This is a genomic window from Streptomyces sp. NBC_00045, from assembly GCF_045041095.1.
Classification (GTDB): Bacteria; Actinomycetota; Actinomycetes; order Streptomycetales; family Streptomycetaceae; genus Streptomyces.
Genome location: NZ_CP108271.1, coordinates 7351526 through 7369981, shown reverse-complemented (window position 1 = coordinate 7369981; position 18456 = coordinate 7351526). Strand labels below are relative to the sequence as shown.

The following is an 18456-nucleotide window of genomic DNA, read 5'->3' as shown; positions in this document are numbered from 1 at the left end:
ACCGCGTTCGTCGCGGTCGTCGCGGTCGTTGCGTTCGTCGCGTTCGTCGCGGTGGGGGTCATTCGTCCACGTCGAGCAGGCCGGCCGGCATCTCGAACGGCGCGTCCGGATCCGGCGGGCCGACCGGCTCGGCGTCCAGCTCGACGAGCGCGGCCGCCGTGTCCAGCCGCTCCAGGCAGGTCCGTGTGTCCTCGGCCTCGCACACCACGAAGGAGTGGCGTGCCAGGTAGCCGCCCGGGGGCAGCCGGAGGGTGGTGCCGGGCTCGGCCATCGGTGCGGCGGCGACCAGGCCGGGCGCCCGGGCCGGCACGGCGACCGACCGCAGCAGGCAGTCCCGCTCCGGGTAGCCGAACCGGATGCCCGCGACGGCCCGCCGGGTGGGCCGGGTGTCCGGGCGCTGGCCGGTGGCCACGTCGAACAGCACCTCGCCGGGCTCGATGCCGGTGGCGGTCCGGCCGAGGAAGGGGATCAGGTCCCCGCCGAGCCGGCCGTTGATCTCGATGATCAGCGGTCCGCGCGCGGTCAGCCGGACCTCGCTGTGGGTGATGCCGTCCTCGATGCCGAGCACCTGATGGGCCCGGGCCAGGATGCGCATCAGATCGGGGTCGGCCATCAGCGGGTCGGCCGCGTCGACGAGGTGCCCGACCTCCTCGAAGTACGGCTGGTCACTGCTGTGCTTGCGGGCCACGAACATCGGGAGGTACTCGCCCTTGTGCACGGCGCCGTCGATGCTGATCTCCGGACCGGGCGCGTACGCCTCGACGATGGCGCTCGCCCGGTAGGGACCCGGGTCGACCTCGCTCGCGGCCAGGGCGATGCGGAAGGCGGCGTCCAGCTCGGCCTCCTCGGCGGCGTACACGACGCCGATGCTCGCGCCCATCGCCCGCGGCTTGATCACGACGGGATAGCCGATCCGCGCGGCCGCCGCCCTGGCCTGCTCCACGGTGGTGGTCAGCTCGAACCCCGGCTGGTACAGGCCCGCCGCGGTGAGTTCGGCCCGGGTGAGCTGCTTGTCTCGGCAGCCGCGTACGCCGGGCACGGACAGCCCGGGCACACCGAACTCGACGGCGAGCAGCCCTGCGTCCAGGACCAGCGGCTCGTCCCAGCACATCAGGCCGACGATGCGGCGGCGTGCGGCGACCTCGCGCGCCGCCGCACCCATCGCCTCGGAGTCGAAGACGTTGGCGACGATGATCTCGTCGAAGTAGTCGTGCTGCCAGGTGGGCTTGAGGTTGTTCAGCAGCACCATGTCCAGGCCGGCAGCGCGGGCGCGGCGCCGGATCGGTGCGACGAGGTACTCGCGGTACACCTTGAGCCCGCTGCCGATGACCAGCAGGGCTCCCCTGCCGGTGGTCGTCACGTCGTCGGTCATCACGGCCTCCCGGCGCCGACCGCGTGGCGGGCGAGCAGGTCGGTGAGGATGTCCCGGGAGCGGTGGGCGAGGACGCTGATGAGGGAGTCGGCGATGCCGTGGGTCTCCTCGTTGACGCCCTGGAGGTAGACGGCGCCGCGGGCCGACTCGCCGAGTTCCACCCGGTGGGCCCGGCTGACGCTGACCTCGTCGATCCCGACGCGCGCCGCCAACTCCCTTACGAGGGCCGGCTTGCGGGGGTCGTAGCCGGTGCCGAGCAGCACGAGGTCGCAGCGCAGCGGCTCGGTCTTCCCGCTCATCCGGTCCCGCAGGTCGAGGACCACTTCCCCGTCCTCGACCCGCGCGGCGACCACCTCGGTCATGGCACGGACCTCGGAGCGCTGCGGGCCGAGCGCCTTCTGCCGGTAGAGCATCGTGTACAGCTCGTCGAGGAATGGCGGCGCCAGACCCGCGTAGTTGGTCAGCCTCATCTCGTCCAGGACCTGGGCCCGGACCTCCGCAGGGCTGTCGTAGAACTCGTCGACGAACGAGGGGAAGAACCGCTCGTTGACGAACTTGCTCGTCTGGTAGTTCTGCAGCCCGATCGACCGCACCAGCATCGTCACCCGGCTGTGCGGCAGGTTCTCGTGCAGGGCGTAGAACATTTCCGCCGCGCTCTGCGCACCGCCGACCACCACCGCCCGGACCGGTTCGTCCTTCGCGATCTCCCCGATGCGGGTCCGGTACTGGCCGCTGTGGATCAGCCGGTCCGCCGGCAGCCCGGCGAAGACGTCCGGCACGCGCGGGTCTCGGCCGCCACCGACGACGAGGTCCCGGCAGCGGATCTCGTCCCCGTCGGTCAGCAACACGCTCCATCCGGTGACCGAGCCGTCCGGATCGACCACCGGATCGATCTGCGCCGCCCGGGCCCCGTACTGGATCCGCACCCGCTCCAGAGAGGTGGCGACCCACTGGAGGTAGTCGGAGAACTCCCACCGGTACGGGTGGAAGGTCCCCAGGTTCACGAACTCGTCCAACCGGCCCTGCTTGTGCAGGAAGTTGAGGAACGTGAACCTGCTGGACGGATTGCGCAGCGTCACCAGGTCTTTCAAGAAGGACACCTGACTCCGCGCCCACGGCATCAGCAGATCACGCTGCCATTTGACGTCCGGACTCTGCTCCAACAACAACGTGTTGTCTGCCAGTTCGGGCGAACCCGACTCTTCGATGGCCACGGCGAGCGCCAGATTCGCCGGCCCCGCACCGATCGCCAGTACACCGACCTCGCGCACCGTCATGCTTCCTCCTCGATGTCGATCCGGATCCTGTCCGCGGCGGCATCGGCCCGCCGCAGCGCCTCGGCGGAGGTGTCCGCGGTGGCCATGACGATTCCCGCCCGGTCCCAGGAGTGGCGCAGGCCGGTGAACCGGTCGCCCGGCTCGGCGGTGACCGCGACCAGGAACACGCCGTCGACCTGCCGGGCCTCCTGCGCGCCGTGGACGGCCGTGACCCGGCCCGGTCCGGCGGCGAGGAACCGTACGGCCGCTCCGCCCTCGGCCCGCCGGGGCAGTTCGGCCGGGGGCTCTTCGCCCTTCATCACGGCGTAGTAGCTGCGCATGAGCTGCACCGGGTAGGCGAGCTGGATCGTGTCGACGATGCCGCCTCCGGCGAGTCGGCCCGCGCATTCCACGAGGTACGGGACACCGTCCGAGACGATCCATTCGCAGTGCACGATCCCGTCGCGGAATCCGACGGCCCGGACCACGCGTTGCGTCTGTGCGCCGAGGGTCTGCGCGAGGGCCTGCGGGATGTCGGCCGGCACGGTGTGCGCCATCTCCACCGGGTGGGGACCGGGGAACAGCTGCTTGCCGGTGACGTTGACGAACAGCGCGCGCCCGTCGCGCACGAGCATCTCGACACTGAACTCGGGTCCGTCGACGTACTGTTCGGCGAGCATGGACCGCTCCATGGGGCGGTCCGGTACGAAGACGCCCTCGTCCTGGACGAGGCAGTCCGCCCAGGCCCGTTCGGCCTCGGCCGGGTCGTGGATCACGCGGGTGCCCACGGCGGCCTGCCGGTTGGCGGGCTTGAGCACGACGGGTCCGCCCCGGCCGCGCTGGAATTCGCGTACGTCTGCCGGGCCGTCCACGCGGACGCTCGCCGGGTTGGCTATCCCGGCCGCGGCGCTGACCTGCCGCAGCAGGGCCTTGTCGCGCAGGATCCGGGCGGCTCCGAGTCCGGCGCCGGGCAGGCCGTAGCGTTCTGCGAGGCGCGCCGCGAACGGGGTCGCGTACTCGATCGCCGGGATGACCGCGACGGGTGCCAGGTCGGGGTGGGCGTTGTGGAACTCGTCGGCCTTGCCGTCGAGGTGGTACTCCCACTCGATCAGGCCGCGGACGAACGCCACCCCGTCGATCTGCTCGCGCACGTGCCGCTTGCGGACGACGTCGGGCTCCTCGACGTAGATCACCGAGTCGTCCGGCTGGAACTCCCCGATCGCGGCGAGCGTGACGCCGACGAACCCCACGATCAGGACCGGCCCGGTGGCCGTCTCCCCCTGCCGCCCGGTCATGAGGTGCCTCCGACGGCTTCGGGCTCGCCTTCGGTACGGTGCTCCGCGTCCTTCGCCGGAGCCGGTTCGGTGGGCCGTCGCACACCGGCCAGGGCGAACAGTCCGGCCACGGCGGTCACGACCCCGCACAGCAGCCAGAACCCGCCGCCGAGCCTGGTCCACAGGTAGACGCCGAACAGCGGCGCGAGAGCGGAGGCCGCCCCGCCCACGGCCTGCATGGTGCCGATGTAGCGGGCCTTGACCGCCGCGGGGAAGGTCGCCGGGTGGGCGAACATGCTCGGTGCGGCGATCATGATCCCGCAGACGACCAGGACCGCGCCGGTGATGGTGAACGCCCCGGATCGGGAGGACAGTGCGTAGACCGCGAGGCCGGCGGCCTCCACCAGGTGGCCGGTGATCACCCGGACGTGCTTGGGCAGCCTGCTGAGATAGGCCGTGATCTTGAGCTCGCAGGTGATCAGTACGACGGAGGACACGGTGAGCACGGTGCTGTAGAAGCTCGTCGGATAGTGGTCCGCGGCGAGCTCCAGCGGCAGGGCGATGTGGCCCTGCGCGTAGGTCAGCGAGCCGAGCAGGATGGCGCCGAGGTAGAGCAGGTACTTCCGGTCGCGGAGCATCGTGGCGTACGCCGAACGGCCGTCCGCGGCCTGCACGGTGCCGTCTGCCGCGGACGCGGTCCCGGCCCGGTGCGCGTCCGCGGCAGGCGGCTCGGCGTCCCGCTCCGGGCCCTGGTCCTCTGCGGGCTCCACAGCCTTCCCGGGGAGCAGCGCGAAGGCCAGCAGCGCGTAGACGAGCGCGGTCGCGCCGTCGATCCAGAACAGCAGGTCCCAGTTGACCAGGATGACCACCGCGGCGACCAGCGGGGCCAGGGCGGCGCCGATGTTCAACGCGATGCGCATCATCGAGAACGCCATGACCTGGTACCGCTCCGGCATCAGGTCGCTGAGCAGCACGGCGGCCGCCGGCCGGTACCCCTGGGTGAACAGGCCCGCGAGCCCGACCACGACGAGCAGCGGCCACAGCATCCCCGGCCCGCTCAGCCAGGAGATCGAGGCCACCAGCGGGGCCGAGGCGGCCATGGAGGCCGTGATGGTGGTCCGCGGGCCGAACCGGTGGGTGATCTCGGCGCCCAGCATCGTCCCGAAGATCGAGCCGATGCTGTAGGCGACGAGCGCGAGGCCCGCCGCGCTGACCGATGCGCCGCGGTAGGTCAAGTACAGCACGAGGAACGTCTGTACGAACGCGCCGAGTTGGTTGACCAGTACACCGCCGAGGAGATAGCGGACGGGTGTCGGAGTCGCCTTCAGCGCGTCGAACACCCGGACCGGAGCTTCCTCCGTCATGCCGCCCCTTCCCTCAAGACATCGACGATGCGGTCCGCGACGAGCGGAGCCGCGCTGAATCCGGAGCCGCCGCACGCCGCCCGTGACCAGACGGCGGGACCCACGCGGGCGAGCAGCGGGCCGCCGGTGTCCGCGTCGGACGTGTAGTGGCACGGCTTCACGGCGACCACGGTGTAGCGGTGCAGTCCGGTCAGCGGCGGCGCGGCGGCCAGCCGCTCGGCCCAGGGCGCCTGGTCCTCGGCTTCACAGTCCGCGGTGGTGTCCACCTCGCGGCGGACCGCGTCGGAGCTGATCTTCAGGAGGGTGCCGGCGCCGGGCGGCACCGCCCAGGCCCGGCCGTCGGTGCCCAGGCCCCCGGCCGCCGGTGCTTGCTCCCACCAACGCGCGGCGTCCGGCGGGGGGCGCAGGTAGACCATGGTCTGGCGGTGCAGTACCACCGGCGGCCCGGCCAGTTCGCGGGTCCACGGGCCTGCCGCGAGGAGGACCAGGTCGGCGCCCGTGCGCTCGCCGTCGGCCACCCGGACCTTGCCGGAGTCCGCGTCGATCCCGGTCACCGCGCAGTACGGCCGCAGCGTCACCGCCGGATGCGCGGCGAGCCAGCGGGCCGCGGCGTGTAGGACCCGCTCCGCGAGCAGCACCCCGGCGGCCTCGTCCATCACCCCGGTCGAGTCCGGCGGGAACTCCAGGTGCGGCAGCGTCCGCGGTTCGACCGTCCGTACGCGGACCCCGGCTTCGGCTGCCGGTGCGGTCAGCTCGGCGAGGCGTTCCCGGGGCCAGGCGGTGACCACGCCGACCGGGCGGTGGAGGCGGGTTCCGAGCAGGGTTTCCAGTTCCCGCCAGCGGTGGCGGGCGGCGATCATGCGCCGGGTGGCGTCCGCGCCGTCCGGGCTGAGCGTACGGATGACCCGGTGCTGGTCGAAGGAGCTGGACTGCGGGTTGGGGATCGCACCCCGGTCGAGCACGGTCACGCGGTGGCCGGCGAGCGCGCACCCCACCGCGGTCAGCAGCCCGGTGACGCCGGCTCCCACGATCACCACCGCGGCCGCGGTCCGCCGCCGGGCGGGGGCCGCCGCCATCACCGGCCCGACTCCGCCAGGCGCGGCAGCCGTACGGGGGTGAACTGCGCGGCGTACGGTTCGGTGGGGATCGCGGGGTCCGGGAGGGCTTGCTCGGCGAGGTCGATCAGCAGCGGCGCGGCGCAGCGCAGGAACACGTCGACCTCGTGGCAGAAGTCGCCCGCGTCGGCGGGTCCCGGCTCCCACCGGTCCAGCCGGGCGAGCTGCTCGGTCAGGGTGAAGGCGGCGGCGGTCAGGCTGAACCGGCGGACGTCGCAGGCGGCGGCGAAGCGCTCCAGGAGGCGTGCGGCCGCCTCCCGGGACCGCTCGGACACCGGCAGCGGCCCCTTGTCGACCCAGCGGTCGATCTTGTCGGCGACCCGGTTCCACGGCTGGACGAGTCGTTCGCCAGTCACCCGGGCCAGTGCCTCGCGGGTGAAGTTGGTGCGCTGGAAGTCCGGGCCGGTCGCGGCGAGGTAGAAGCGGATGAGGTCGCGGGGCACCTCGGCGGCCAGCTCCCGGCCCGAGACGACGTGGCCGCGGCTGGTGGAGAACTTGTCGTGGTCCAGTTCGTAGAACTCGTTGGTGACGAAGTGCTCGGGCAGGGTGTAGCCGCCCAGCGCCTCCAGCATGGCCGCCCCGACGACCGCGAAGGCGAAGCCCGCGTCGGACCCGAAGAAGTAGACCACCTTGTTGCCGGCCTCGGAGAACCACAACTCGTCTTCCGCGGCCAGTACTTCACCGCGCTCTTCGGCGGCCAGCGCGGTGGCGTGCATGCTCCACGCGATCGTCTCGGCATCCGCGTAGATCACCTGGCCGGCGACCTCCGGGAAGGGGGCGGGGATGCCCCAGGCGATGGGCAGTGTGATCGGGTAGTCGGGGAGCGGCCGGGCGAGGATCTCCTCGACCATCTGGGCCAGGCGCGGGCGCATCGTCGCGCCGTGCCGGGCGAAGTGGGCGACGAGCGCCTCGCGGTGGTCTTCGAGCGGCAGCACCAGTACCTGCTGTTCGCGCAGTTCGACGGGGTCCTCGGGGTGCAGGGTGGAGCGCGGTCCGATCAGGTCGCCGGACGCGATCCAGTGACCGCAGTTCTCGCAGAGCCCGGCGCACCCGTCGGCGAGGCACACCGGACAGCCGCCGCGCACGTAGGCGTCGGTGAGGTACTCGCCGGTGCGCGGAGCGTAGGGGAACGGGAGGGCCTTCAGTCGCAGTCCGCCACTGCCGTGCAGGCGCTCGAAGAAGGTCCGGACGGTCTTGACGTACCGGTCACAGAACCGGACGAACCCGTCCGGCCGGATGCCCATGGCCGCCAAGGTCTCCTCGACCTGGCCCGCCGACCGGATGCGCAGGTCTTCGGGCGGTACGCCCAGTCGGCGGGCGGTGGTCACGATGTAGTTCTGGGTGAAGTGCACGCCCGTGCCGAACAGCACATCGTGACCGGCGGCGCGGGCGTACCGCGCGCAGACGTCGGCGGCGAGGAAGGGGCCCGCCAGGTGGCCGAGGTGCAGGTCGCCGTTCGCGGTCGGGCCGGGGGCGATGACCAGGATCCGTTCCATCAGACGCTCCTGGATTCGACGGTGGCGCGGCGGGCGAGCAGGTCGGTGAGGATGTCCCGGGAGCGGTGGGCGAGGACGCTGATGAGGGAGTCGGCGATGCCGTGGGTCTCCTCGTTGACGCCCTGGAGGTAGACGGCGCCCCAGGCCGAATCACCGAGCTCGACCCGGTGGGCCCGGCTGACGCTGACCTCGTCGATCCCTACGCGCGCCGCCAACTCCCTTACGAGGGACGGCTTGCGGGGGTCGTAGCCGGTGCCGAGCAGCACGAGGTCGCAGCGCAGCGGCTCGGTCTTCCCGCTCATCCGGTCCCGCAGATCGAGGACCACTTCCCCGTCCTCGACCCGCGCGGCGACCACCTCGGTCATGGCACGGACCTCGGAGCGCTGCGGGCCGAGCGCCTTCTGCCGGTAGAGCATCGTGTACAGCTCGTCCAGGAAAGGCGGCGCCAGACCCGCGTAATTCGTGAACCGCATCTCGTCCAGGAGCTGCGCCCGCACCTCCGCCGGACTGTCGTAGAAATCGTCCACGAACGACGGGAAGAACAATTCGTTGACGAACTTGCTCGTCTGGTAGTTCTGCAGCCCGATCGACCGCACCAGCATCGTCACCCGGCTGTGCGGCAGGTTCTCGTGCAGGGCGTAGAACATTTCCGCCGCGCTCTGCGCACCGCCGACCACCACCGCCCGGACCGGTTCGTCCCGCGGAATGCGTGCAATGCGCGTGCGGTACTGCGCACTGTGAATCAGCCGGTCGTCGGGAAGGCCGGAGAACACCTCCGGGACCCGCGGATCGCGGCCGCCGCCCACCACCAGGTCGCGGCAGCGGATCTCGTCCCCGTCGGTCAGCAGCACGCGCCACCCGGACACCGATCCGTCCGCCCCGCACACCGGATCGACCTGCGCCGCCCGCGCTCCGTAGCGGATCTCCACCCGCTCCAGCGACTTGGCGACCCACTGGAGGTAGTCGGAGAACTCCCACCGGTACGGGTGGAAGGTCCCCAGGTTCACGAACTCGTCCAACCGGCCCTGCTCGTGCAGGAAGTTGAGGAACGTGAACCTGCTGGACGGATTGCGCAGCGTCACCAGGTCCTTCAAGAAGGACACCTGACTGCGCGCCCACGGCATCAGCAGATCACGCTGCCATTTGACGTCCGGACTCTGCTCCAACAGGAGCGTACTGTCCGCCAATTCGACGGAACCCGACTCCTCGATGGCCACGGCGAGCGCCAAATTCGCCGGACCGGCACCGATCGCCAGAACACCGACCTCCCGAACAGCCACACTTCCCCCTCGAACAGTGATCCCAGTCGCGGACAGGCAGTAGCGAGGCTAGATTTCTGCCGTTCCCCGGAGATAGGGGAACTTGTCCCTTCGACTGGGGAATCTGGGTGGGGAAGGAGGGCGCGGGAAGCGCGATATCAGGACACCGGTGCGGGATCGATCCCCGTCCGCGTACGACCGCCGGCCGGTGCGGCGCCCGCCGTTTCCGCGTTCGCCCCGGCCGCCTCCGCGGCTTCCAAGGCGACCAACCGCCCTAGTGCGGAGCGCCGTTGGACGACGGCCACCCCGGCGACCGCCGCTCCGAGGACCAGCCAGCCCGCCGGCCCGGCCGTCATCACCACCCCGGTGAGCAGTACCGGCCCGGCCGACTTCTGTACGGACTGGGACATGCCCGCCACCCCCAGGTACGAGGCCCTCGCCTCCCGCGGCGCGAGGGAGACGGCCAGCTCCCAGGAGCTCACGGAACGCAGCAGCTCGGCGGCCGTGACCAGCATGGCCGCGGCCAGCAGGGCGATCGAGGCGGCCCAGGCCCCGTGTGCCGGGGTGAGGGCGATGAGCGTGCAGCTGGCGAACAGCGTCAGCCCGTACAGTCGGGCCGCTCCGGCGGCCTGCCGGGGCGTGCGGACCCTCGCGGACACGGTCATCTGCAGGGCCACGACGAGCACGGTGTTGACGAAGAGGAAGGCCGGGACCACGGCGTGCGGCGCGTCGGTACGGCCGATCAGCCACAACGGCAGCCCGACCCCCAGGATCGAGTCGTCCAGGCACAGCGGGATGTCCAGGAGGACGAACCGGAGGTAGCCGCGGTCCCGCCACGGGCTCGCGGGAGCCGACCGCCCCGCCACGGCCACACGCCCGCCGCCTCCCGCGCCGGCTGTGCCACTGCTGCCGGAAGCGTCGCCGGTGCCGGCGGCAGTGGCCTCGCTGCCCGCAGCCTCGCCGACGGAACCCGCCGCCGGTGCCGCACCCCGGCGGCCGCCGCTCCGCTCGCGGGTGCGCCACACCAGCGCCGCGGCCGCGAGGAACGACAGCGCATTGCCGAGGATCAGGACCTGGTACGCCCCGCGGGTGCCGACGGCGAGGCCGATGGCGGCGAGGCCCGCACCGAGGGCGTAGCCGGCGTTCGCCACGCTCCGCGACAGCGCCTGGTACGTACCGCGCTGCTCCCCCGCCGTCCGCGTGGCGAAGAGCATCTCCAGCATCTTGGCCGCCCGGTCGCCGAGCGAAGTGACGGCGACGACGAGCACCAGCACCTCGAAGCGGGTGAACACGAGCAGCGCGCCGATCGTGCCGAGGCGCAGCAGGTGGCAGCCGATCAGCAGCGTGCGTACGGGGAAGCGGTCGGCCAGGTGGCCGGCCAGCGGCGAGCCGGCGATGCCCGCCACCCCGGCCGCGCCCAGCAGCAGGCCCAGCTGCCGGCCGTCGAGGCCGGTCACGAAGGTGAAGAACAGGACGCAGGACGCGCCCCACACCCCCGTACCGGTGCGGTCCAGCAGTTGGGCGAGCAGCATGATCCGGGCGTCCCGGCCACCGGGTGGGTGTCGCAACTGCGCCAACAGTCCGGCTCCGTCCTGCCCGTCCTTCCGCTTCCCAGCACCACGCCACCGGCTCATTCCGCGCCTCCGCATCCCCCGCGAAGTATCTCGATGTCGAGATACTTTGCGTAGCCTGCCGGAGATCAATCTTGACGTCAAGATATTTCCTGGTCGGCCGCCCACCCCGGCGATACGCTGATCCGCAGGGACGTCGAGGAGGGACCGTGACCGAGCGCAAGCCACCGGGCGTCAGCTTCGAGTCCTGGGTGGACCGGCAGATCAGGGAGGCCGCCGAGCGCGGCGAATTCGAGAAGCTGCCGGGCTACGGCAAGCCGCTGGCCGCGATCGACGCCCCGTACGACGAGCTGTGGTGGATCAGGGACAAGATGCACCGCGAGGGCTTCGCCGCCCTGCCCCCGGCGCTCGCCCTGCGCAAAGAGGCCGAGGACGCCCTGGAGGCGGTGCGCGGGGCCCGCTCGGAACGCCAGGCGCGCGACATCCTCACCGCGATCAACGAGAAGATCCGCACGGCCCTGCGCAGACCGCCGCCGGGACCGCCCCTCCACCTCACCGAATTCGACGTCGACGAGGCCCTGCGGACCTGGCGGGAGAGCCGCCGCGACTGACGGCTCGCCCGGGCTGCGCTCGCGGCTCTCCCGGCCGAGGACCACCGACAGTGCTACAAATGGTCTCGTGACCCATCCTTGCAACCCGTGCCGGGGACGTCGGTGCGGTCACTGAGCCAAAAGCGCCCGCGCAGCGTCGCCCGACAGGTATTCGTCCTCCAGGTGGCGATCGTGGTGCTGCTCGCCGCCGGTGCGGTACTGGCCCTCGTACTCCAGTCCCGGCACGACGTGGACCGGGAGGCCCGGACCCGCTCGGTGGCGGTCGCGCAGACCTTCGCGCATTCGCTCGGACTGCGCCAGGCGCTCCTCGCCCCCGACCCCTCCAAGATCCTCCAGCCGCTCACCGAGGTGACGCGCAAGGACGCCGGGGTGGACTTCATCGTCGTGATGAACGACCAGGGGATCCGCTACACCCATCCGCTCCCCGACCGCATCGGCAAACGGTTCGTGGGCACCATCGCGCCCTCCCTGGCCGGCCAGGTGTACACCGAGAGCGTGAAGGGACCCCTGGGCCAGGAGATCCAGGCCGTGGTTCCCGTCTTCGCCGACCCGTACAAGGACGGCGGCCCGGTCGTGGGCCTGGTGTCGGCCGGCCTCACGGTCAAGAACGTCACCGGAGTGTTCCAGCGGCAACTGCCCCTCATCCTCTTGACCAGCGCGGCCGGCCTCGCGCTGGCCACCGCAGGCGCCGCACTGATCAGCCGGCGCCTGCGCCGCCAGACCCGCGGGCTCGGCCCCCTCGAAATGACCCGCATGTACGAGCACCACGACGCGGTGCTGCACTCCGTGCGCGAGGGCGTGCTGATCACCGATGGCGGCGGCCGGCTCCTCCTCGCCAACGACGAGGCGAAACGTCTACTCAGGCTGCCGCCCGACGCCGAGGGGCAGCACATCCGGGAGCTGTCGGGGCTCGACCGGCAGATGGCGGACCTGCTGCTGTCCGGCCGGGTGGCCACCGACGAGGTGCACGAGGCCGGCGACCGGCTGCTGGTCGTCAACCAGCGCCCGACCCGGCCCCGCGGCAGGCCCGAGGGCACGGCCGTCACGATCCGGGACTCCACCGAGATGCAGGTGCTCAGCACCCGGGCCGAGGCGGCCCGCAAACGGCTCAGGCTGCTGTACGACGCCGGCGTAGGCGTCGGCACCACCTTGGACGTGAAGCAGACGGCCCAGGAGCTCGCGGACGTCGCCGTACCGCGCTTCGCGGACTTCGTCACCGTCGACCTGGCGGAACCCGTGCTCCTCGGCGACGAGCCCACCGCCGTCAAGACCGACCTGCGGCGCACCGGGGTCAGCGGCATCCGGGATGACGTCCCGCTCTACCCGCGGGGCAAGCTGATCGATTTCCTGCCCTCCACGCCCCAGTCGCGCGGGCTCAACAGCGGCCGCGCCGAGCTCGTGACCGATCTGACCGACGCGCCGGGATGGCACGCCCAGGACCCGCCCCGGGCCCGGGCCATCATCGACTTCGGCGTCCACTCCCTGATCACGGCGCCCGTGAAGGCCCGCGGCGTCGTCCTCGGCGTGGTCAACTTCTGGCGCTCCGAGAAGGAGCCCTTCGACGAGGAGGACCTGTCGCTGGCGGAGGAGCTCGTCGCCCGCGCCGGGGTCAGCATCGACAACGCGCGCCGCTACACGCGCGAGCACGCCCTGGCCGTGACCCTCCAGCGCAGCCTGCTGCCGCGCGATCTGCCCGAACAGAGCGCCGTGGAGGTGGCGCACTACTACCTGCCCGCGCAGTCGGGGGTGGGCGGCGACTGGTTCGACGTGATCCCGCTGCCGGGCTCCCGGGTCGCCCTCGTCGTCGGCGACGTCGTCGGGCACGGCCTACACGCCGCCGCGGCCATGGGCCGGCTGCGTACGGCCGTACTGAACTTCTCGTCCCTGGACCTGCCGCCCGACGAGCTCCTCGCCCGCCTCGACGACCTCGTCCAGTACATCGACCAGAGCGTGGACGGCGGCGGCGGCGAAGGCGGCCTGATCGGAGCCACCTGCCTGTACGCCGTGTACGACGCGGTGACCCAGCGCTGCACCGTGGCACGCGCCGGCCACATGCCGCCGGCGGTGGTGCGCCCGGACGGCACGGTGGAGATCCCCGAGCTGCCCGCGGGCGCTCCGCTGGGGCTCGGCGGGTTCCCCTTCGAGTCGGCCGAGCTGGACCTGAGCGAGGGCACCCAGCTGGTGCTGTACACCGACGGACTGATCGAGGACCCTGCCCGGGACATCGACGAGGGTCTCGTGCTGCTCCGCTCGGCCCTGGCCCACGCGGACCGCACGCCCGAGGAGACCTGCCGGGCGGTCCTGGAGCGGCTGCTGCCGGTGCGCCCGCGCGACGACGTGGCCCTGCTGGTCGCCCGGACGTCGGCGCTGCCCCCGGAGCGCATCGCCGAGTGGGAGGTCCCGTTCGAGCCGAGCGCGGTCGGGGCCATGCGGGCCGTGGCCGTGGAGAAGCTGGAGGAATGGGGTCTGGGGGAGCTCGCCTTCGGTACCGAGCTGGTGCTGAGCGAGCTCATCACCAACGCGATCCGGCACGGCGCCGAGCCGGTCCGGGTACGGCTCCTGCACGACCGGGTGCTGACCTGCGAGGTCTTCGACGGCAGCAGCAGCTCGCCGCGACTGCACTACGCCACGACCACCGACGAGGGGGGCCGCGGACTCTTCCTGGTGGCACAGATCAGCCGCCGCTGGGGAGCCCGGTACACGCCGGAGGGCAAGGTCATCTGGTCCGAGCAGACGCTGCCCGTCCCGGAGGAGACCTGACCTTCCCCGGGCCCGGGCGGGTCACGCAGCCGCACGGTGCCGGAGCCCGAACCGCGTACCGGATCCGCCGCTCAGCGGATCCGGCGCACCCGCTGGCTGGTGAGTTCGTACCTCGCTCCGACCACGGCCAGGCTCCCGGCCTCGATGCGGGCCGCGAGATCGGGCTCCGCCGCCAGCCTGGAGCGGACGAGCCGTACGTTCTGGGTGACCGCGGCATCCACGCGCGCGTCCCGGCGCAGCCTACGGTCGACGGCCGGACGGATCTGCTGCGCCAGGTAGCGCAGGTGTCCCGGCAGCTGCTCCAGCCCCTCGGCGGCGCGCACGGCGGCCGTCACGGCCCCGCAGGACTGGTGCCCGAGGACGACCACCAGCGGGATGCCCAGCTCCACGACACCGAACGCGATGCTTCCGAGCACCGCGTCGTCCAGCACCTCGCCGGCCGACCGTACGGTCATCAGATCGCCCAGCCCCTGGTCGAAGACCAGCTCGGGCGGGACCCGGGAGTCCACACAGCCCAGGATGACGGCGAACGGGTGCTGTCCCCCGACGAGCGCCTGCCGTACGGTCCGGGTGGCGTCGGGATGCCGCTCGTGGAAGGTCCGCCAGCGGATGTTGCCGGCCGCCAGCTCGCTCAGCGCCGCCTCGGGCGTGCCGGGCCGCGGACCGTACGCGCCGGTCCGGGGGGCACCGCCACCGGTGGAGCCGCCCCCGGACACCAGCCCGGCACCCAGGGCCACGGCCCCGGTCAGCGCACTCCGCACCAGAGCGCGCCGCCCCGGAATCCCGTCGGCCGGGTGACGCTCGGCAAGGACGCTCATGCGGGCAAGGTAGGGCCCGCCGGGTCGGGGATCCGGAGACAGGCCCGCCTTTGGGGAACTCTTGGACAAACATCCCCGGGGGCGGGTCAGTGGTGCCCGGCAGGAACCTGGCCCCGGTCGAAGTACGCCACCAGGGCCGGATCGAGCGGCGGCACCCGCCGGGGCGTGCCCCCGGCGCGCAGGGATTCCGTCGCCAGGCAGCCCACCGCGACCGCCATCCGGGCGGCGACCGGTGAGGTGTCCGTCGCTCCGCCGTGGCGGGCGAAGCGCAGGAACTCGTCGATCAGCAGCGGGTCGGCGCCGCCGTGCCCGCCCCCGGCCGCCGCGGGCGGGACGGTGCGGGTGGCGTCGGGTGCGGCCCGGTATCCGGAGCGCCGGCTGTTCCAGACGCGGACCTCAGCGCCCGGGCCGTCGCCGAAGTTCTCCAGGCGGCCGGCGTCCCCGATGACGGTGTAGTTGCGCCAGTAGTCGGGGGTGAAATGGCACTGCTGGTAGGCGGCGAGGACCCCGTTGGCGAGGCGCAGGTTGAGCAGTGAGACGTCCTCGACGTCGATGACCGGGTTGAGGCCACGCTGGGTGTCCGGGGGCCAATGGCCCTCCTCGGTGTACCAGTCGTCGCTCTTGGGCTCGCCGGGGGCGCGGCGGTGCGGGTTGTCCCCGTAGACCATGAGGTCGCCCATCGCCTGGACGTCGTCGGTGTAGGCGCCGGCCAGCCAGTGCAGTACGTCGATGTCGTGCGCGGCCTTCTGGAGCAGCAGGCCCGTGGTGTACCGGCGTTCGGCGTGCCAGTCCTTGAAGTACCAGTCGCCGCCGTAGCCCACGAAGTGCCGTACCCACACCGTCCTGACCCGGCCGATCGCCCCGGCGGCGATCAGCCCGCGCATCGTGCGCACCACGGGCATGTGCCGCATGTTGTGCCCGACGTAGAGGCGGGTGCCCGTCGCCCGGGCGGTGCTCAGGATCTCGTCGCAGCGCTCCACGCAGATGTCGAGCGGCTTCTCGACGAAGACCGGCCTGCCGGCGACGAGCGTCCGGCAGGCCAGGTCGGCGTGGGTGTGGTCGGGGGTCAGGACGAGGACGGCATCGATGCCGGGGCCTTCGGTCACCGCCCGGGGATCGGCGCTCACCTGCGCCCCGGGGAAGGCCGCGGCGGCCGCCGCCCGGGCCCGCGGATCGGGATCCGCGACGGTGGTGACGACCGCGCCGCGGCCGGGCCGGTGTGCCGTGCGGGCGAGGCTGCCGCGCAGCCCGTATCCGAGGACGCCGATGCGAAGGTCGGTCATGGCCGACTCCCTTCCCCCCGCCGCCGCGTTCATCCGCCCGGCCGAGCACCGGATGCCGCCCGCGCCGCGCCGGGGCAGGCTGTGGGCAAGGTCAGCCACCACCGCACAGACGAGGACCGCGCCATGTCCCACAGCCGGCGTATCGGCGTCATCACCGCGGCCGCAGCACTGCTGCTGACGGCAACGGCCTGCTCGGGCATGGGCCGGAGCACCGTCGGCGTGCTCACCTTCCGCGGCAACGACTCGCCGGCCTTCCTGAGCTACTCCAACACTCCGGTGCAGGGGTGCCACAAGATCGTCCTACCGAAGGGCGCCACGCACGTCGAGAACAACACGCTCGTCGACATCATCTTGTACCGGACGGAGAACTGCGAGGAGCCCAAGGGGGCGGACGGCATCTACGTCGCCACCACGCTGTCGAACGTGACGGCCCCGGTCAGCCTCCCCTGGCGCAGCTTCAGCGTCGTCCACTGACCCCCGGGGCAGTCGTCACGCCAGGAGCGCCTCGACGGTCGGGGCGACCGTGCCGAAGAGGTCGGCGATCGTGGTGAGGCTCGCCGACTGGAGGGCGGCGGCGGGCACCGGCGTCCCGTCGGGCGCGGTCAGTGCGCGCGTCGCGGTGGCCTCGGCGACCACGCAGGGCCGGTAGCCGAGGTAGAAGGCGCCCTGGGCGGTGAACGTGACGCACATGTGGGTCATGAATCCGGCGATCACCAGGTCGGGGCCGGCGCCCAGCTCCCGCAGGGTCTTCTCCAGTTCGGTGGCGTGGAAGGCGTTCGGGACCTGCTTGACCACGACCGGTTCGCCGTCCCGCGGCGCGACCTCCGCGCTGATGGCACCGGTCTCGGCCCGGATGTCGTACAGGGTCCCCTCGCCGGCGTCGTTGACGACGTGGACGACCGGCCTGCCGTCGGCCCGGGCCGCGGCCAGCAGGCGGGCGCCCGCCGCGAGGGCCGGCTCGGCCCCCTCCAGGGCCAGCGCACCGGACCGGTAGGTGTTCTGGAAGTCGATCATGACGAGGGTGGACTCGGCCAACCGGGGCAGCGCGCCGGGGAGGCCGAAGAGCTCGCGCAGCGTGGCAGACGGCGGCGTGGTGGACGCGGGCGTGGGCGTGGTGGATGCGGACATGGTGAACCGTCCTTCGGGTCGGGAAGTGGGCACGGCGAAGCCGCGGCTCCGGCGCGGCTACGCCGGGCGGGCGGTGGGGCGAGCGGGTCAGTGCGCGGTGCGGAACCGGCGCCGGTAGGCGGCCGGGGTCGTGGCGATCTGCTTGCGGAAGGCCCGGTGCAGGGTCTCCACCGAGCCCAGGCCGGAGGCCGCGGCGACCTGTTCCAGGGGCTCGTCGGTGGTTTCCAGCAGCCTGCGGGCGGCTTCGACCCGTACCGCTTCCACGTACGCGGCGGGGCTGGTGCCCAGCTCCTTGCGGAAGGTCCGGGCGAAATGCCGCTCGCTCATGCACATCCGGGCCGCGAGCGCGGCGGCGGACAGGTCCGCAGCGAGGTTTTCGGTGATGTGGGCCCGCAGTGCGTCGATGTCCCTGCGGGAGGCGGCCGGGCGGCTGAGCGGAACGCTGAACTGGCTCTGGCCGCCCTGCCGCTTGAGGTACATGACCAGCTGCCGGGCGACCGCGAGGGCCAGTTCCTCGCCGTGGTCCTCTGCCACCAGGGCCAGGGTCAGGTCCATGCAGGCGCTGATCCCGGCCCCGGTCCACACCCGGCCCGACCGCACGAAGATCGGGTCCGGGTCGACCTCGACCCGCGGGTGTTCGGCCGCCAGCTGGGCGGCGGTGGACCAGTGGGTGGTGGCCCGGCGCCCGTCCAGCAGACCGGCCGCGGCCAGCAGGTGGGCGCCGACGCACACCGACGCCACCCGACCGGCGTACGGGGCGGTGGCGGCGATCCAGCGCACCACCTCGTCGTCGACGCGGGCGACCGGGCCGTCCTCGGCTGCCTCGACGGCGCCGGGCACCACGAGGGTGTCCACGGCGGCGCCGACCTCGGCGAACGACAGGTCGGTGACCAGCCGGACGCCGGCCGAGGTGCTGACGTGGCCGCCGTCCGGCCCCGCCAGGCGCACGTCGTACAGCCTGCGTCCGGCCTCCCGGCTCGCGAGGGCGAAGACCTCGGCGGGGCCGGTGACGTCGAGCAGGTCGACATCGGGGAAGACCGCGATCACGACGCGGTGGGGCGTGGACATGCGTCCATCCTGGGCGCAGGGCCGGACGTCCGCAATGACGGTTGTCTGTCACATCCGGACACCGGGCGCCGGGGCCCGACT

Annotated in this window: 15 protein-coding genes; 3 read left to right on the top strand and 12 right to left on the bottom strand. The window is 72.4% G+C overall.

Annotation, left to right across the window (positions count from 1 at the left end; translation table 11 throughout):
• Positions 1-58 precede the first annotated feature (58 nt).
• The 8 genes from OHA65_RS34010 to OHA65_RS33975 form a co-directional block, all read right to left on the bottom strand.
• Positions 59-1372 (bottom strand): ATP-grasp domain-containing protein, encoded by a 1314-nt coding sequence (locus OHA65_RS34010; protein ID WP_405763155.1) that lies wholly within the window; start codon positions 1370-1372, stop codon positions 59-61.
• On the bottom strand, positions 1372-2649 hold the full coding sequence (locus OHA65_RS34005; RefSeq protein WP_405758241.1) for a lysine N(6)-hydroxylase/L-ornithine N(5)-oxygenase family protein: 1278 nt from the start codon (positions 2647-2649) through the stop codon (positions 1372-1374). Before OHA65_RS34005 ends, OHA65_RS34010 begins: the two co-directional genes overlap by 1 nt.
• Entirely contained in the window at positions 2646-3923 is a 1278-nt protein-coding gene (locus OHA65_RS34000; protein ID WP_327279965.1) for an ATP-grasp domain-containing protein, read from the bottom strand. Before OHA65_RS34000 ends, OHA65_RS34005 begins: the two co-directional genes overlap by 4 nt.
• Positions 3920-5266, bottom strand: coding sequence for an MFS transporter (locus OHA65_RS33995; RefSeq protein ID WP_327279964.1), 1347 nt, complete (start codon positions 5264-5266; stop codon positions 3920-3922). Before OHA65_RS33995 ends, OHA65_RS34000 begins: the two co-directional genes overlap by 4 nt.
• Positions 5263-6342, bottom strand: a complete 1080-nt coding sequence (locus OHA65_RS33990; RefSeq protein ID WP_405758237.1) for an NAD(P)/FAD-dependent oxidoreductase — start codon at positions 6340-6342, stop codon at positions 5263-5265. Before OHA65_RS33990 ends, OHA65_RS33995 begins: the two co-directional genes overlap by 4 nt.
• Complete coding sequence (locus OHA65_RS33985; protein ID WP_327279962.1) at positions 6342-7877, bottom strand: class I tRNA ligase family protein; 1536 nt, start codon at positions 7875-7877, stop codon at positions 6342-6344. The genes OHA65_RS33990 and OHA65_RS33985 overlap by 1 nt, the downstream gene beginning before the upstream one ends.
• Entirely contained in the window at positions 7877-9157 is a 1281-nt protein-coding gene (locus OHA65_RS33980) for a lysine N(6)-hydroxylase/L-ornithine N(5)-oxygenase family protein (RefSeq protein WP_405758235.1), read from the bottom strand. Before OHA65_RS33980 ends, OHA65_RS33985 begins: the two co-directional genes overlap by 1 nt.
• 137 nt (positions 9158-9294) lie before the next feature.
• Positions 9295-10716 carry an MFS transporter gene (locus OHA65_RS33975; RefSeq protein ID WP_405763477.1) on the bottom strand — a complete coding sequence of 474 codons (1422 nt, stop codon included), beginning with the start codon at positions 10714-10716 and terminating at the stop codon, positions 9295-9297.
• Between the two features lie 200 nt (positions 10717-10916).
• Between OHA65_RS33975 and OHA65_RS33970 the strand changes: the two genes are divergently transcribed.
• Together OHA65_RS33970 and OHA65_RS33965 are read left to right on the top strand one after the other, a co-directional pair.
• Positions 10917-11318, top strand: coding sequence for a DUF1992 domain-containing protein (locus tag OHA65_RS33970; protein ID WP_327279960.1), 402 nt, complete (start codon positions 10917-10919; stop codon positions 11316-11318).
• Positions 11319-11396: 78 nt separating this feature from the next.
• Complete coding sequence (locus OHA65_RS33965) at positions 11397-14078, top strand: SpoIIE family protein phosphatase (protein WP_405763153.1); 2682 nt, start codon at positions 11397-11399, stop codon at positions 14076-14078.
• Positions 14079-14149: 71 nt separating this feature from the next.
• Here OHA65_RS33965 and OHA65_RS33960 read toward each other — a convergent pair whose 3' ends face one another.
• Both OHA65_RS33960 and OHA65_RS33955 read right to left on the bottom strand, forming a co-directional pair.
• Positions 14150-14896: a carbonic anhydrase gene (locus OHA65_RS33960; RefSeq protein ID WP_405763151.1), complete on the bottom strand. Its 747-nt coding sequence runs from the start codon at positions 14894-14896 to the stop codon at positions 14150-14152.
• Positions 14897-14982: 86 nt separating this feature from the next.
• Positions 14983-16179 (bottom strand): Gfo/Idh/MocA family oxidoreductase, encoded by a 1197-nt coding sequence (locus OHA65_RS33955; protein WP_329315429.1) that lies wholly within the window; start codon positions 16177-16179, stop codon positions 14983-14985.
• Positions 16180-16302: 123 nt separating this feature from the next.
• Here OHA65_RS33955 and OHA65_RS33950 point away from each other — a divergent pair, with 123 nt between their 5' ends.
• Positions 16303-16653 carry a hypothetical protein gene (locus OHA65_RS33950; RefSeq protein ID WP_327279957.1) on the top strand — a complete coding sequence of 117 codons (351 nt, stop codon included), beginning with the start codon at positions 16303-16305 and terminating at the stop codon, positions 16651-16653.
• 15 nt (positions 16654-16668) lie between these two features.
• Here OHA65_RS33950 and OHA65_RS33945 read toward each other — a convergent pair whose 3' ends face one another.
• Entirely contained in the window at positions 16669-17307 is a 639-nt protein-coding gene (locus OHA65_RS33945) for an isochorismatase family protein (protein WP_329315427.1), read from the bottom strand.
• 87 nt (positions 17308-17394) lie between these two features.
• Positions 17395-18375, bottom strand: a complete 981-nt coding sequence (locus OHA65_RS33940; RefSeq protein WP_327279955.1) for a helix-turn-helix domain-containing protein — start codon at positions 18373-18375, stop codon at positions 17395-17397.
• Between the last annotated feature and the right edge of the window lie 81 nt (positions 18376-18456).

Coding starts and splice junctions, on each gene's coding strand:
- OHA65_RS34010 (WP_405763155.1), bottom strand. CDS start 1,372: ATGACCGACGACGTGACGACCACCGGCAGGGGAGCCCTGCTGGTCATC.
- OHA65_RS34005 (WP_405758241.1), bottom strand. CDS start 2,649: ATGACGGTGCGCGAGGTCGGTGTACTGGCGATCGGTGCGGGGCCGGCG.
- OHA65_RS34000 (WP_327279965.1), bottom strand. CDS start 3,923: ATGACCGGGCGGCAGGGGGAGACGGCCACCGGGCCGGTCCTGATCGTG.
- OHA65_RS33995 (WP_327279964.1), bottom strand. CDS start 5,266: ATGACGGAGGAAGCTCCGGTCCGGGTGTTCGACGCGCTGAAGGCGACT.
- OHA65_RS33990 (WP_405758237.1), bottom strand. CDS start 6,342: ATGGCGGCGGCCCCCGCCCGGCGGCGGACCGCGGCCGCGGTGGTGATC.
- OHA65_RS33985 (WP_327279962.1), bottom strand. CDS start 7,877: ATGGAACGGATCCTGGTCATCGCCCCCGGCCCGACCGCGAACGGCGAC.
- OHA65_RS33960 (WP_405763151.1), bottom strand. CDS start 14,896: ATGAGCGTCCTTGCCGAGCGTCACCCGGCCGACGGGATTCCGGGGCGG.
- OHA65_RS33955 (WP_329315429.1), bottom strand. CDS start 16,179: ATGACCGACCTTCGCATCGGCGTCCTCGGATACGGGCTGCGCGGCAGC.
- OHA65_RS33950 (WP_327279957.1), top strand. CDS start 16,303: ATGTCCCACAGCCGGCGTATCGGCGTCATCACCGCGGCCGCAGCACTG.
- OHA65_RS33945 (WP_329315427.1), bottom strand. CDS start 17,307: ATGTCCGCATCCACCACGCCCACGCCCGCGTCCACCACGCCGCCGTCT.
- OHA65_RS33940 (WP_327279955.1), bottom strand. CDS start 18,375: ATGTCCACGCCCCACCGCGTCGTGATCGCGGTCTTCCCCGATGTCGAC.